At 69.4% G+C, this 14,187-nt stretch carries 14 protein-coding genes; 7 read left to right on the top strand and 7 right to left on the bottom strand.

Translation table 11 applies throughout. The features are described from left to right. Positions 1-6 precede the first annotated feature (6 nt). Positions 7-750 carry a response regulator transcription factor gene (locus CIK71_RS04805; protein WP_241964185.1) on the bottom strand — a complete coding sequence of 248 codons (744 nt, stop codon included), beginning with the start codon at positions 748-750 and terminating at the stop codon, positions 7-9. 206 nt (positions 751-956) lie between these two features. Here CIK71_RS04805 and CIK71_RS04800 point away from each other — a divergent pair, with 206 nt between their 5' ends. Both CIK71_RS04800 and CIK71_RS04795 read left to right on the top strand, forming a co-directional pair. Next, a complete protein-coding gene (locus CIK71_RS04800; protein WP_096164018.1) occupies positions 957-1,268 on the top strand; it encodes a hypothetical protein in 312 nt (103 codons plus the stop codon). 150 nt (positions 1,269-1,418) lie between these two features. Beyond that, positions 1,419-1,691 carry a 2Fe-2S iron-sulfur cluster-binding protein gene (locus tag CIK71_RS04795; RefSeq protein ID WP_096164017.1) on the top strand — a complete coding sequence of 91 codons (273 nt, stop codon included), beginning with the start codon at positions 1,419-1,421 and terminating at the stop codon, positions 1,689-1,691. A gap of 146 nt (positions 1,692-1,837) precedes the next feature. Here the strand turns inward: CIK71_RS04795 and CIK71_RS04790 are convergent, their stop codons facing one another. From CIK71_RS04790 to CIK71_RS04765, 6 genes are all read right to left on the bottom strand, one after another. Then, a complete protein-coding gene (locus CIK71_RS04790; RefSeq protein ID WP_096164016.1) occupies positions 1,838-2,062 on the bottom strand; it encodes a hypothetical protein in 225 nt (74 codons plus the stop codon). A gap of 339 nt (positions 2,063-2,401) precedes the next feature. Continuing rightward, complete coding sequence (locus tag CIK71_RS04785) at positions 2,402-4,279, bottom strand: ABC transporter ATP-binding protein (RefSeq protein WP_176485544.1); 1,878 nt, start codon at positions 4,277-4,279, stop codon at positions 2,402-2,404. After that, a complete protein-coding gene (locus CIK71_RS04780) occupies positions 4,279-5,103 on the bottom strand; it encodes an SDR family oxidoreductase (protein WP_096164014.1) in 825 nt (274 codons plus the stop codon). The genes CIK71_RS04785 and CIK71_RS04780 overlap by 1 nt, the downstream gene beginning before the upstream one ends. 57 nt (positions 5,104-5,160) lie before the next feature. Further along, on the bottom strand, positions 5,161-6,072 hold the full coding sequence (locus CIK71_RS04775; protein ID WP_096164013.1) for a cation diffusion facilitator family transporter: 912 nt from the start codon (positions 6,070-6,072) through the stop codon (positions 5,161-5,163). Further along, a complete protein-coding gene (locus CIK71_RS04770) occupies positions 6,069-6,551 on the bottom strand; it encodes an ArsR/SmtB family transcription factor (RefSeq protein ID WP_096164012.1) in 483 nt (160 codons plus the stop codon). The genes CIK71_RS04775 and CIK71_RS04770 overlap by 4 nt, the downstream gene beginning before the upstream one ends. Positions 6,552-6,591: 40 nt before the next feature. After that, complete coding sequence (locus CIK71_RS04765; RefSeq protein WP_096164011.1) at positions 6,592-7,860, bottom strand: dicarboxylate/amino acid:cation symporter; 1,269 nt, start codon at positions 7,858-7,860, stop codon at positions 6,592-6,594. Between the two features lie 651 nt (positions 7,861-8,511). On the opposite strand from CIK71_RS04765, the gene CIK71_RS04760 reads away from it, so the two are divergent. From CIK71_RS04760 to CIK71_RS04740, 5 genes are all read left to right on the top strand, one after another. Further along, on the top strand, positions 8,512-9,885 hold the full coding sequence (locus tag CIK71_RS04760) for a DUF222 domain-containing protein (RefSeq protein ID WP_245857291.1): 1,374 nt from the start codon (positions 8,512-8,514) through the stop codon (positions 9,883-9,885). Positions 9,886-9,968: 83 nt separating this feature from the next. Further along, on the top strand, positions 9,969-10,763 hold the full coding sequence (locus CIK71_RS04755; RefSeq protein WP_096164010.1) for an ABC transporter permease: 795 nt from the start codon (positions 9,969-9,971) through the stop codon (positions 10,761-10,763). Beyond that, positions 10,756-11,598: an ABC transporter permease gene (locus CIK71_RS04750; RefSeq protein ID WP_241964183.1), complete on the top strand. Its 843-nt coding sequence runs from the start codon at positions 10,756-10,758 to the stop codon at positions 11,596-11,598. The genes CIK71_RS04755 and CIK71_RS04750 overlap by 8 nt, the downstream gene beginning before the upstream one ends. Continuing rightward, entirely contained in the window at positions 11,595-12,701 is a 1,107-nt protein-coding gene (locus CIK71_RS04745; protein WP_241964182.1) for an ABC transporter ATP-binding protein, read from the top strand. The genes CIK71_RS04750 and CIK71_RS04745 overlap by 4 nt, the downstream gene beginning before the upstream one ends. A 130-nt stretch (positions 12,702-12,831) precedes the next feature. Then, positions 12,832-14,127: a hypothetical protein gene (locus tag CIK71_RS04740; protein ID WP_096164009.1), complete on the top strand. Its 1,296-nt coding sequence runs from the start codon at positions 12,832-12,834 to the stop codon at positions 14,125-14,127. The last annotated feature ends 60 nt before the right edge of the window (positions 14,128-14,187 follow it).

Genomic DNA, 14,187 nt, shown 5'->3' with positions numbered 1-14,187 from the left:
TGCCCCTCAGAAAGCCGGCTTGAGCACATAACCGGCACCGCGCACGGTATGGATCATCGGCTCGCGGCCGAGATCGATCCGCTTGCGCAGGTAGGAGATGTACAGCTCGACGATGTTGGCCTGGCCGCCGAAGTCGTAGTTCCACACCGCCTCGAGGATCTGCGTCTTCGACAGCACCTTCTGCGGGTTCTCCATGAGGTAGTGCAGCAGCTGGAACTGGGTGGCGGTCAGCGCGACGGCCTCCCCGCTGCGGGAGACCTCGTGGGTGTCGAGGTTCATCACCAGATCCCCGCCCACGAGCTCGTTGCTGCCCTGCGCCACCGCGCCGGAGCGCTGGACCAGGCGATGCAGGCGCAGCAGCACCTCCTCGATCGTGAACGGCTTGGTCACGTAGTCGTCGGCGCCGGCAGCGAGACCATCGATGCGATCGGAGGGGGCGTCCATGGCGGTCAGCAGCAGGGCAGGGATGTCGGGCTGCATCGCACGGATCCGACGCAGCACCTCGACCCCGTCGATCCCCGGCAGCATCCGATCGAGGACGAGGACGTCGGGCATCCGTTCCCGTGCCAGTCGCACCGCGGCCAGCCCGTCGCCGCTCAGCGTCACCTCCCAGCCCACCATCTGCAGCGGGAACCGCAGCAGATCGGCGATGGTCGGCTCGTCCTCGACCACGAGCACCCGGACGGGGCTGCCGTCGGGGTGCGCGAGCGCGGGCAGTGCGGCGAGAGCGGACTTCGCGGAGTCGGACACTGGCGGGCTCCTGGTGAGGGATCGGTGAACGGCGATGACGGATGTCGTGTCGACACTAGCCCCGCAGGCACGCTCGACCACGCGTTGCGGGGTCCGGGCGGCCATGTCACAGAGAACCCGGTCCGCACGCACAGGGTGAGCACAGGTCGAGGATCTGAGATGGGGGCATCGGCAGAGAGCCGGCAGGCCCCGGAGAAGGAGCTGACATGGACGACGAACGCCGCGGTGCACACCGCCCGCCGACAGAGCCCTCCACGTCCGACCGCGCCTCGGAGGCATTCGAGACGACGTCCCGCCGCGAGATCGTGCCCCAGCCCGCATCGCGCCTGGGCCGTCGGGCCACCGCCGGCGCCGCAGCGCTCGGCGCCTCCGCCCTGCTGGTACTGACCTTCGGGCCGGCCGCGCTCGCCCTCGATCCCTCGCCGCCCGGCACCCGGACGGGCGAGGACAGCATGTGGAGCCTCCCGCTCGAGATCGGCCCGGCCATCGGCCCCGAGGGGTCGACGGACGCGGACTGACCCGTCCTCCGAGACCTGGTGGATCCGCGCCGTCCCGCGACCTGCCGCTCCGAAGTGAGGCAGGCCTCACTCCCGGCTCGTGCCGCCCCCGTGGGAAACTGGACGTCCCACGGTTGTGCCCCACGGGGCGATCGACGCAGAAGGAGCGAGATGTCGCTGTTCGGAGAGCCGTTCACCGCCAAGTGCCTCAAGTCCGGGATGACGGTCGAGGTCGAGGAGGGCCAATCCCTCCTGCAGGCTCTGCTCGACGCCGGCATCGACATGGACTACTCCTGCGAAGGAGGCGTGTGCGGGACCTGCGTGGTCCCGCTGGTCTCGGGCGAGGTCGAGCACATGGACGAGTTCCTCATGGACGACGAGCACGAGGACCAGATGATCACGTGCGTGTCGCGCGGCGAGGGCGAGATCGAGATCGACATCTGATCGATCGACATCTGGTCGATCGGCATCAGCTCGGGAGATCGAGACGTCCGTCCCCGTACCGACGAGCCCACGTCGTCGGTAGCTGCGCCCTCACCCGCGAAGAGTCCCCTCTCCGCCTGGTCAGCCGGCCCGGTCGGTCCGGCAGCTCAGAGCCGCGGGCCCGCGACCACCCAGGCGAAGGCGACCAGACCCATCAGCCCGGCCGCCGCACCGATCGACACCGGCACCCCGAGGCTGGGACCGGCGATGAGCAGGCCCATCACGCCGAGCGCAGCGAAGCCCAGCAGCAGGACGAAGAGCGACGGGCGGCCGACCGCCGGCTTGCCCCGGCGCCGTGCGCGCGACGGGCTGTGCAGCTGCGTCGTCGTCATCCTGCTGTCCTTCCTCCGTGGTGGGCACCGGCCGCCGAACGGGAGGCCGTGCCGAGTCCCGCTCGATTCCCTGCTCCAGCCGGGTCTCTGCTCGCAGGCGTCTGCTCGAACACTCCGAGAATCCTCTCCCGGCGGCGAGCCGCGCACATCCCGCGGGAGGCGGACATCCCCGTGCTCTCCCCCCGCCTTTCGTCGTAGACGCGCCCGAGATCATCGTCGACAGCGCCGGCATGGTCATCGACCGGCCCGGCGCGATCGTCAACGCCGCCGGTGCGATCGTCGACAGGCCCGGCGCGATCGTCGACGCCGCCGGTGCGATCGTCGACAGGCCCGGCGACGTCAGGTCCCAGGCTCCGGCACCGGCGCGCCGTCCTCCTGGTCCGAGTCCTGCGCTGCGAGCTGCGCGAACACTCCCCCGCGGGTGACCAGCTCGTCGTAGGTCCCGCGTTCGACGATCTGCCCGTGCGACATGACCAGGATCTGGTCGGCGCGGCGCACGGTCGAGAGGCGGTGTGCGATCGAGATCGTGGTCCGTCCCCGCGCGACGGCGTCCAGCGCGCCGGACATCGCCCGCTCGGTCGCGACGTCGAGCGCTGAGGTCGCCTCGTCCAGCAGGAGCACGGGCGGGTCGCGGAGGATCGTGCGGGCCAGCGCGAGTCGCTGCTTCTCCCCGCCGGAGAAGCGGTAGCCGCGCTCCCCCACCACCGTGGCGTAGCCCTCTGGGAGGCCGACGACGTGGTCATGGATCTGCGCGATCCGGCAGGCCCGCTCCACCTCCTCGTCGCTGGCGTCGGGCCGTGCGAACCGCAGGTTCTCGGCGATCGTGGAGTGCAGCAGGTAGGTCTCCTGGGTGACGACGCCGAGGCTGTCCGCCAGGGAGCTGCGGGTGATCTTCCGCAGATCGTGGCCGTCCAGGGTGATCCGTCCGGAGTCGGGGTCGTACAGCCGCGCCATGAGATAGCCGGTGCTGGTCTTGCCCGAGCCGGTGGCCCCCACCAGCGCTGTGTGCTTCCCCGCCGGCGCCACGAGATCCACGTCGTCCAGCGCAGGGGCATCGGCGCCGGGATAGGCGAAGGTGACGCCCTCGAAGCGGATCACACCGCGCACCTCGTCGGCGTCGAGGGCGACCGCGTCGGGCGCATCCTGGATGCTCACCGGGATGTCGAGGTATTCGAAGACCCGGGTGAACAGGGCGAGCGAGCTGTTGACCTGGGTGGCGACCCGCAGCAGACCGTTGATCTGGGGGAACAGCCCGGACTGCAGGGCGATGAAGGCGACCAGGGTGCCGATGGTGACGCCGCTGCCGCTGGGGTCGGCGAACAGGAGGTGGCCGCCCAACAGGTACGTCAGCGCCGGGAACAGGGCCATCAGCGTGGTGAAGACAGCCATCTGCCAGCGACCGGCCATCTCCGAGCGCACCTCGAGATCGGCGAGACCCCGGGAGTCATCGGTGAAGGCCTCGGTGAGGGCCTGCGAGCGCCCCATGGTCAGGCCCAGGAGGATCCCCGAAACCGACAGCGACTCCTGGATGCCCGCGGAGAGGTCTGCGGCCTTCTCCTGGCGAATGCGCACGATCTCGCGTCGGCGTCGGCCCACCCGTCGGTTCATCCACACCGCGAGCGGCAGGGCGACGAGGGAGAACAGCGTGAGGCGCCAGTCGAGGGCGACCATCGCCACCAGTGCCATCAGCACGCCGGCCGCGGAGGAGACGATCTGGGTCATCACCGAGGTGACCACGGCCTGCATGGATCCGATGTCGGAGAAGATGCGGGACTGGATCTCGCCGGTGCGGGTGCGCGTGAAGAATCCGAGCCCGATGCGCTGCAGGTGCGCGTAGACGGAGACGCGCAGATCGTGCATGACCGCCTGGCCCACCCGGGTCGACAGCATCGCCTGGCTGACGCCGAGGGCGCTGGAGACCACGGTCACCGCGACCAGTCCGCCGACGGACCAGCCGAGCACGTCCGCCCGCTGCTCCGGCAGGGCGACGTCGACGATCTCCCGGATCAGGAACGGGGAGACGACCCCGGCCGCGGCGCCGAGGGCGATGAGGGCGAGCACCACGAGCAGAGTGCCGCGGTAGGGGGCGAACAGGGAGAGCACGCGACGTGTGTCCGGTCGCTGACCAGGCTCCAGCTTCTGCTGCGGGCCCCGCGGTCCGCCGCCGCGCATCCCTCTGCCCATGCCGCCTGCGAGCCCCATGCCCCCGGCCGTCATCAGACCCCTTGGTGGCGGGCGACGCGGTGCGCGGCCGCCTGTGCCAGCGGCCGGACGGTGACCAGATCGAGGTTCACGTGGTGCGGAGCGCCCAACGCGTACGAGATGACGTCGGCGCAGTCCTCCGCGGTCAGCGGTCGCTCGACACCGTCGTAGACCTTGTCCGCCGCATCCTGGTCCCCGAGCCGCACGAGCGAGAACTCCTCGGTGCGCACCATGCCAGGGGCGATCTCGATGACCCGGATCGGCTCGCCGTTCAGCTCGAGCCGCAGGGCATTGGCCAGCATGTGCTCCCCGGCCTTGGCCGCGTTGTACCCGGAACCGCCCGGGTAGGCCTCCTGCGCGGCGACGGAGGTGACGAACAGCAGGTCCCCGCGCCGGCTCTCCCGGATCGCGGGCAGCAGCGCGCGGGTGACGCGGACAGCACCGAGCACGTTGATGTCGTACATGCGCTGCCACTTCTCGAGGTCCGCGTCGGCCGCGTGCTCGACGCCGAGGGCCCCTCCCGCAACGTGGACGACCGCGTTCAGGGAGCCGCCGAACAGCTCCTCGGTGCGGGCCACGAGCCCCTGGACGGACTCGTCCGAGGTGACGTCCACCGCGAGCACCTCGCAGCCGGTGTCGGCGGCGAGCTGCTCGAGCTTCTCCTCGCGGCGGGCGACCGCCAGCACCCGCCATCCGTCGGCGACCAGGCGGGCGGCGGTGGCGCGGCCGATGCCCGAGGAGGCTCCCGTAACGACAGCGGTCAGCGCATCCGCGGACGGTGCGCCCGGAGCGGACGACGACGCGGACGAGGAGGCGGAATCTGCTGCAGAAGAGGTCATGACCTCAGGGTACGCGGGCGGGCCGGGCCCGGGACGGCAGAGTTCACCACCCGGCGCTCACCACCCGATCTCGAGGCAGCCGTGGTGATCGGTCGGCTCCGTCTGCACCGTGGCATGGGCGATGCCATGCCGGGATTCGAGCAGCTCCTGGGCGGCATCGAGCACGGGGTGGGGATCCACACCGGGGGCGACGACGAGATGCACGGTGGCGACCTCCATCCCCGAAGTGAGGGTCCACAGGTGCAGGTCGTGCACGTCGGCGACCCCGTCGATCTCCTCGAGCTCGGACTGCACCCGGCTCGGATCGATGTCGCGGGGAGCGGACTGACCGAGCACGCCCAGCACCTCCTTCGCCAAGATCACGGCGCGCACCGCGATGAACGCACCCACGGCGAGCGCCACCGCCGTGTCGATCCAGGTCGCTCCCGTCCACCTGATCAGCAGCGCCGCCACCACCACTCCGACGGAGCCGACGGTGTCCGCCAGGACCTCGAGGTAGGCGCCCTTGACGTTGAGGCTCTCTCCCGCCCCGCCCTGGAGCATCCGCAGCACGATGAGGTTCACGATCAGGCCGAGCACACCCACGACGAGCATGGGCCCGGTGTCGATCTCGACCGCGCTGCCGATGCGCCCGATTCCGCCGATCACGACGAAGAGCGCGACGCCGAGCATGATCAGCACCGCGAGCAGCGAGGCGAACACCTCCAGGCGATAGTTGCCGAAGGTGCGACGGCCGCTGCGATCGGGTCGGGCGGCGAGGACCGTCGCGCTGAGCGCCGCTGCCAGGGTCACGACGTCGGCCGCCATGTGGCCGGCGTCCGAGATGAGCGCGAGGGATCCGGACAGCAGCCCGGCGATCAGCTCAACGACGAAGAAGACACCGATCAGCGCGACGGCGACGGCGAGGCGCCAGCGATGAGCAGCGCCGGCGTGCCCGGCGGCCGGGACCGAGCCATGACCGTGCGTCATGACGCCTCCTGCTCTCCCAGCTCCCTCGACTCCTCCGGCTCCCGTTCCGGGTGCTGCATGTCGCTGTGGGCGGCGTGGGAGATCGCGAGCTCCAGCAGCAGCCGCACATGCGGGTCATCGAGCCGATAGAACGCCCTCCTGCCGGCGCGGCGCACAGCGACGATGCGGTGCGCGCGCAGCAGCTTGAGCGCATGGGAGACCGAGGATTCGGAGTGCTGGGTGACCTGTGCAAGGTCGCTCACGCACAGCTCCTCCTCGAGCAGCGCGATCAGCAGTCCCAACCGCGACGGGTCGCCGAGCAGGGAGAAGACATCAGCCAGGTCGGCCATCGCGGACGACCCCGGGAGCCTGCCGCGCACCTCCTCGAGATGCTCGGCGAGGCGGGATGCGGCGCTGATCGCCGCGGCCGGTTCGACCCGTGCGTGGGTGTCGAGCGGGCCGGATGCGATCACCTCACGCACATCTGAAGAAGTGTTCATATGTTCAGTGTCGCATAGATCGTCGGCACTGCGGGAGAGCTCAGACGCCCTGCAACTGCGTCTCACCCGCCACCTCGAGGTCGCCGGAGACGCGCCCCTTCGACAGTTTCGTCATCACCGCGGCGATCGCTCCGTCGCCGGTGACATTGGTAGCGGTGCCGAAGGAATCGATCGCGATGTACGCCGCGATCATGAGACCGACGGCGGCTTCGCCGAACCCGAGGATCGAGGACAGCACGCCTGCTGCCGCCATGATCGCGCCACCCGGCACGCCCGGCGCCGCGATCATCACGACACCCAGCATGAATACGAAGCCCACCAGGGCACCCACGTTCAGCGGCATACCGGTGACGATCATGATCGCCACGGCGAAGGTGGTGATCTTCAGCGTCGACCCGGCCAGGTGGATCGTGGCGCACAGCGGCACCACGAAGTCGGCGATCGCATCGGGGATCCCGTTGCGCTTCGCGCATTCCGTGGTCACCGGGATCGTCGCGGCCGACGAACTGGTGCCCAGCGCCGTCATGTACGCCGGGAGCATGGTCCAGAGCATCTTGAACGGATTGCGGCCCATCGCCCAGCCGGCCACGCCGTACTGCCCCAGGAGCACCACCACGGTCATGGCGAACACCAGCAGGATCACGGCGAGGAAGGTGCCGATCACGGTCCAGATCTGACCGTTCATGGTCAGCCCGAGGAACATGCCGAAGATGTAGATCGGCAGCAGCGGGATGATGATCGCCTCGATGATCCGCACGATGATGGTGCGCAGCTGCTCGAAGGACTCCTGCAGCGCACCTCGCTTCACCAGGGTCAGGCCGATCCCCAGGCAGAAGGACAGGATCAGCGCCGTCATCACGTCGAACACCGGCGGGACCTCGACCTCGAAGTACGCCGCGATCGCAGAATCCTCCGGGTTCTCGAGCGAGCCGATGCTCTCTCCGTTCAGCATCATCGGCAGCAGGAGCAGCGACAGGCCGAGCGCGAACATGCCGCACAGGACTGTCGACAGGTACGCGATCCCAGCGGTCGCAGCCAGCATCTTCCCCGCACCGCTGCCGAGCTCGCCGATCGCCGGCGTCACCAGCCCCACGATGATCAGCGGGATGAGGAACCCGAGGAATCCGGAGAACAGTCCGTTGAAGGTCGTGAAGACCCGGGCGACGGCCTCGGGCATCACGAGCCCGAGCAGGATTCCGAGCACGATGGCCACGAGGATCCGCGGCAGGAGCCCGAAACGGGGACGGCGAGGGACGGGAGCAGCGCTGGTCGCGCGCTCACCGTCCAGAGATCGGGCAGCGCTGTTCATGGGGGTCCGGTTCCTGTACGGGGGCGGGGACCGCCACAGCGTAGACGGATCGAAGGCCGCGCCGCGCCGCAGCGCCTCGAACCGGGCCGGGCGAGCCGCCCGATCAGGCCGCCCGCACCGTCGGCCCGGCCTGCTGACCCGACCGCCACGACCACCCGCGCACACATGTCGCGACCTTTCCTCCACACATACGGGTTATCCACACCTTTCCCCAAATCAGCCCAAAGTCTTGTTCCCGCGAGGCCCACGCTATAGAATCGAGAGACATCAGAGGGCGCCACTCAGATGCTTATTTGACACTCATCAGAATGCTCTGAGGCGCGTCGAACATCCGTGAGGCTGATCGATAAGGAGGTGAGGACAATTTCTGCAGAGCGCCCTGCCGCACCACGGTCCACCCCCGTCGACGACTCAGCATCCCGCACGCCCCCATCTGCCGCATCACCTGTCGGCCCGATCGACACCTCCGCCCCCGCATCGGCCTTCAGCACGGGCCGCGATCCGCGTGGCACCGCACGACGCACGACGACTCGCCGCGCTCCTCGCCGCCCGGTCAACGCCCGCACTCGACTGACCAGAGAATCACTGGTCAAGCGTGGCAAGCTCACGTCCAGGCCAGCCGCGGCCGCATCTGCAGAGCGTCTGTTGGAGATGCAGCGTGCCGCATCACGGGACCGAGCCGCCCTGCTCGCCCAGGCCTCGGCCTTCTGGGTCGATCGTGACGATGACGGCCTGGCAGACGACCGAGCCGAATCGGATCTCGCCGTCGCGATCGCCCTGCGCACCACCACGTCCCGAGCCACGCGCCTGCTGCAGGATGCCCATCTCGCCGTCGACGGGCTTCCGGCCACTTTCGCCCGCCTCTCCCAGGGCGACATTCCGACGGAATGGTTCGACCGGATTATCCGCAATGCGCGAGATCTGACGATCGACCAACGTTCCGAATTCGACGAAATCATTTCCGAATGGGACTTGTCGTCCATTCCCGCGGAGCGGTTCTACGACGAATTGCGTCTGCTGCGCTCCTGGTACGACGCCGACGGGGCACGCACCCGCCCCGAGGAGACGCGCGACGTGGCGCTGGAATGCTCTCCCGTCGATGACGGCACGGCCTGCCTCCGCATCACCGGACCGATCCCCGAGATCCACGCCCTCGCCCAGCGTCTGGACGCTGCGGCAAGAGCCATCCAGGCGCAGCAGCGCCACGCGCTCGAGGATGGCACTCCGATCCCGTTCGACCTCGATGGCGACGTCGCCCGTGAACTGTCCGCGATGACACTGGCGGAACTGCGATACGCCGTGATCACCCGGTCCGTCCTGGACACCGGCGGCGTGCATGTCCCGGCACCGGCGCACCGCATCAACGTGGTCGTGCCGGTGCTCACCCTGATGGGACTCTCCGATGCCCCTGCCACCTATGACGGCGTGGTCCCCCTGCCGGCCGACATGGCTCGGAAGCTCGCTGCGCAGGAGAGCGTCTGGTTTCGGGTGCTGACCGATCCGACGCGCGGCGAGTTCCTCCCCCTACCTGCTGATCAGTACCGGCCCACCGTCGCGATGGTCGAGCACCTGAGGCTGCGGGATCCCGTCTGCGCCGTGCCGACCTGCACGCGAAGAACCAGCAGTGACGCCGAGAACGACCACATCGAGGAGTTCGACCACGCCCATCCCGCGCGAGGCGGACCGACCAGCATCAGGAATCTTCATCGACTCCACTGGGGCCATCACGATGACAAGACCCGTCGACTGATAGACCCCGAGCGGAACGATGACGGCTCGACCAGCTGGACCATCGGCACGCCGGTGCGCGCCCGGATCACGACCGCGCCACGACGGGACCTGCTCACGCCGTTCATCTCCACGGCCCTGGCTGATTCCTGGGACCGCTATCAATGGTTCCTCGAGCTGGATGCCCTGGACCGATCGGGATTCATCGACCAGTTCCTCCGCGAGGGCGGACCGGAAGATCCCGCACTCGACGACGCTCCTCCCCCGCCCGAGGACCTCGGGGACCCGCCCTTCTGACAGACAGCAGCCCTTGCCGAACCGCTCGATCCCGGCTCTCGCAGACCTTGTGAAGCACTTCTCAGCCCACTAAGCTCGCGCGAGTGCCTACGTACTGGTCGATCGCCTCGGCATCATTCCGCCAGTACTCGACCTACCGGATGGCGACCGCTGCAGGGGTCTTCACCAACACCGTCTTCGGGTTCATCCGGGCCTCGATCATGTTCGCGGCGATCGCCAGTGCCGGCGGCGAGCTCAACGGGTACACGATCGCGCAGGCCGCGACCTATGTCTGGCTCGGTCAGGCGCTGCTGGCCCCGATCGAGGCCTTCGGCACCCGCGAGGTCTCCCAGCGTGTCCACCAGGGCGATGTGGCGATCGACCTGCTGCGTCCCACGTCATTCCTCGGCCTCCACTACGCACAGAAGCTGGGTCGCTCCGGATTCCTGCTGCTGGGACGGGGCATCCCTCCCCTGGTCGTCGGAGCACTCGTCACCGGCCTCGCCCTGCCCGAGAGCCCGCTGTCCTACCTCCTCGGCGCCTTCTCCCTGCTGCTGGCGATCACCGTGGCGTTCCTGGCGGACATGATGGTGAACCTCGCGGCGTTCTGGCTGCTGGAGACCCGCGGTCTCACCATCGTCTACAACGCCGTGATGAACCTGCTCTCGGGCTTCCTCATCCCGATCCTGTGGTTCCCCGACTGGTTGCTGACGATCGCCCGCGCCACGCCCTTCCCCTCCATGATCCAGACCCCGATCGACACCCTCTCCGGCAGAGTCCCTCCGCTCGAGGCGCTCCCGCTGGTGGCGACCCAGGCGGGCTGGCTGATCGTCCTCGCCCTCATGGCTCACCTGATGCTGCGGGCCGGCGTGCGGAGCGTGGAGGTGCAGGGTGGCTGAGCGTTCCCGACGCCCCGATCCGGCGGATCGTCAGGTGTCCAGCGCCAGGATGGTGGCGACCCTCTACGGGTCGCGGATCCGGTCCCAGGCCACGTTCCGCACCAGCTTCGTCACCGACGTCGCGGGGCAGGTGCTCATCGTGGCCACCGAGTTCCTCGAGCTGTGGGTGATCCTCTCGCAGGTCGGCACGCTGGGCGGGATGACCCTCGCCCAGGTCGCCGTGGTCTACGGTCTCGGAGCCCTGGCCTTCGGCATCGGAGACCTCCTCTTCGGGGAGATCGACAACCTGTCCTCATACATCAGATCCGGGAAGCTCGAGACCCTGATGATCCGCCCGGTGCCGCTGCTCCTGCAGATCTCGAGCCTGGACCTGTCGCTGCGCCGGATCGGACGCATCGTGGTGGGACTCGCGATGTACGGGACCGCCCTCGCGATCGCCGGCTTCTCCCCGACGCCGTCGGCCCTCGCGCTCGCCGTGCTCGCTCCCCTCGCCGGCGCGCTGCTGTTCGGAGCCCTCTTCACGATGGCCGGCGCCCTGCAGTTCTGGCTCGTGGACGGACGCGAGTTCGCCAATGCCTTCACCTACGGCAGCAACTACGTCGCCACCACACCCGGCGCCGTCTTCGCCCTGCCGATGCGCGCCTTCTTCACCTTCGTCGTACCGGCGACGCTGATCGCCTACGCCCCCACCCTCGCGCTGCTGGAGATGCCCGGGCCTGCGCTGGTCCCGTCCTGGGCCGGCTGGATGGGTCTGCCCGCCGCGGTCCTCGTCTGGATCGTGGCCGGCCTGCTCTGGCGCGCGGGGGTCCGCAGATATACAGGAGCAGGTGGATGACCATGCCCAGCACGACGCCCGAGAACCCTGCCGAGGCAACGTCCGGCGGACGCGCATCAGCCGACGGCCCCGCATCAGCCGACGGCCGCGCGCCGACCGAAGGCCCCGCACCTGCCGACGGCCCCGTGATCGAGCTCCGCGGCCTGCGTCGCGACTACGTCGTGCGCGCTCCCGTCCCCGGGGCCCGTCGTCGACGCCGGCAGACAGTGCGAGCAGTCGACGAGATCTCGTTGGCGATCGCCCCCGGTGAGGCGGTGGGCTTCGTCGGCGCGAACGGTGCCGGGAAGTCGACGACGATCAAGATGATGACCGGGATCCTCCGGCCCAGCTCCGGCAGCCTGCGTGTGCTGGGCAGGGACCCCGTCCCCGAACGGCGCCACCTGGCTCGGGAGATCGGGGTGGTCTTCGGCCAGCGCTCACAGCTCTGGTGGGACCTCCCACTGCGCGACAGCTACAGGATCCTCGGCTCGATGCACCGCCTCACCGATCGCCGGCGCGACGAGCGGCTGGCACGCCTCGTCGACGGCCTGGACCTCGGGCCGTTCCTGGGGCGGCCGGTGCGCCAGCTCTCGCTCGGCCAGCGCATGCGCGGCGAGGTCGCGGCCGCACTGCTGCACTCCCCGCGCCTGGTCGTGCTCGATGAGCCGACGATCGGGCTCGACATGGTCTCCAAGGAAGGGCTGCGCCGCTTCCTGCGCGAGGATCGCGCCGAGCGGGGGACGACGCTCTTCCTCACGACGCACGACATGAACGACGTGGAACGACTGTGCGAGCGGATCGTCGTGGTCAACTCCGGGACGGTCGCGTACGACGGCGCCCTGGAGACGTTCCGGCAGCATCTCGGCGCGCCCCGCGAGCTGATCGTGGACCTGGCCGAACCGGTCGACATGCTGACCCTGCCCGGCGCCTCGACCACCTCGGTGAGCGAGGCCGACGGGATCCGTCACCGGATCCGCTTCGCGGGTGCCGAGCTGACCGTCCCGACGCTGCTGTCCGCGATCAGCTCCGAGGCGGACGTGCGGGACCTCTCCCTCACCGAGCCCGCGATCGAGGACCTGGTGCGGCAGATCTACACGCACGGGGCACGCCCGGGACGGGCATAGCCCCTCGCATCTCGCAGTGCGACACGCCCGCCAGTCCCTACCTGCGGTGATGACCGACCTGGGCGAGTGATAATGGCCGACTATCGCGCACCCGGAACCGTGTCTTGCCCACCGGTCGGAACGGAGGATCATGGCCCGCTCGTACGCCACCGTCGGCCAGATGCTGACCTACGCCGTGGACCGATCGATGAGCTCCCCGGACCTCGAGGCCTCCGCCGAGCAGCACACCCGGGTCGAGGTGATCCTGCGCAACATGCTCGAATTCGTCCTGATGTCCCCGCGCAGCCGTGATGCCTTCCTGCACACCATCGCCCGCACCGACCACACCACCGGCAGCATCGTGGCCTCGCCGCGGCTGCGCCGGGTCTCCCCCGATCTGCTCGCGGAGATGCTGCCCACCAGCTCCGAATCCGATGACAGCGCCAGCCTCGCTGTCGCCCTGCGAGTGGGCGGGCCGTTCAGCACCAAGGAGCTGCGGGCCATGCGCGGCGCCCTCGGCACCTCCCCGCACCACCTCCTCCTCGCGGTCTCGCGCCGCAGCGATTACTCAGACCTCGATGGGCAGGTGCCCGAGGGGGTCGTGGTCACCAGCTGGAGACGGCTGGGCCGACGGATGCCCAAGGCGGATCCGGGACATGCGCACCTGTGGGCGACGATCGGCGAGGTGGGCGAGAACGCAGGCCGACCGCTCGTGCAGTTCCCCGTCGAGCCCAAACGTCTGCTCACCAAGACCCGCACCGCCCGCGAGTTCCGCGCCCACCTCGACGTGCTCCACCAGGCCAGCCGTACCGTGCTCGGCGCGAGCCCCCGCTTCTCCACCCGTCGTGGCCAGACCGAGGCCCATCTCCAGGCCGGGGTCAGCCGGACTCGCACGGGCCTCGAGTTCAGCGAGGTCGAGCACGGCTCCCCCGTGCACCTGGTGCGCACCGGGTCGACACCGATCCCACTGGGGATCGGTCTGCTCGAGAGCGAGGAGGAGCTCGACGCCGCCCGCGAGCGTCTCGCCGTTCTCGATCGCCGCAGCGCCTGGCGCAGTGAGAACTCCGGCCTGCCCGATCTGGGCGAGCTGATCGGCACGGCGGCCTCCCCCGAGGTCGAGGGGGCGCGCCTGCTGCTGTGGGCGATCTTCAACCCCCTGCTGCTGCGGGATCGCGGCTTCGATCTGGCCCCGGCCCGGCGCCAGCCCGCCTTGTCCTCGACCACTCTGAGCCTGCGCCTGCAGCGCCGCGGGGACGACAGCGGCACGCTGTACCGGATCTGGGTGGGCGGTGACCGCGACTGGAGCAACCTCATCCCGCGCGTCACCCGCGAAGCCTCCACGGACCGTGCCGAGGAGACCTACGCGGTCGCACCACGCAAGAGCCAGTCGACAGCGGACTTCGTGTGGGAGGTCCACCGCGCGCTGCGGTCGCTGACCATCGTATGAGGTGAGCGCCCTTGAGCGTTCACGCACTCCAGAGCGTTCACGCACTCCCAGAGTGTTCGT

It is taken from the genome of Brachybacterium alimentarium, from assembly GCF_002332425.1.
Classification (GTDB): Bacteria; Actinomycetota; Actinomycetes; order Actinomycetales; family Dermabacteraceae; genus Brachybacterium; species Brachybacterium alimentarium.
This window is presented reverse-complemented; position numbering and strand designations above follow the sequence as displayed.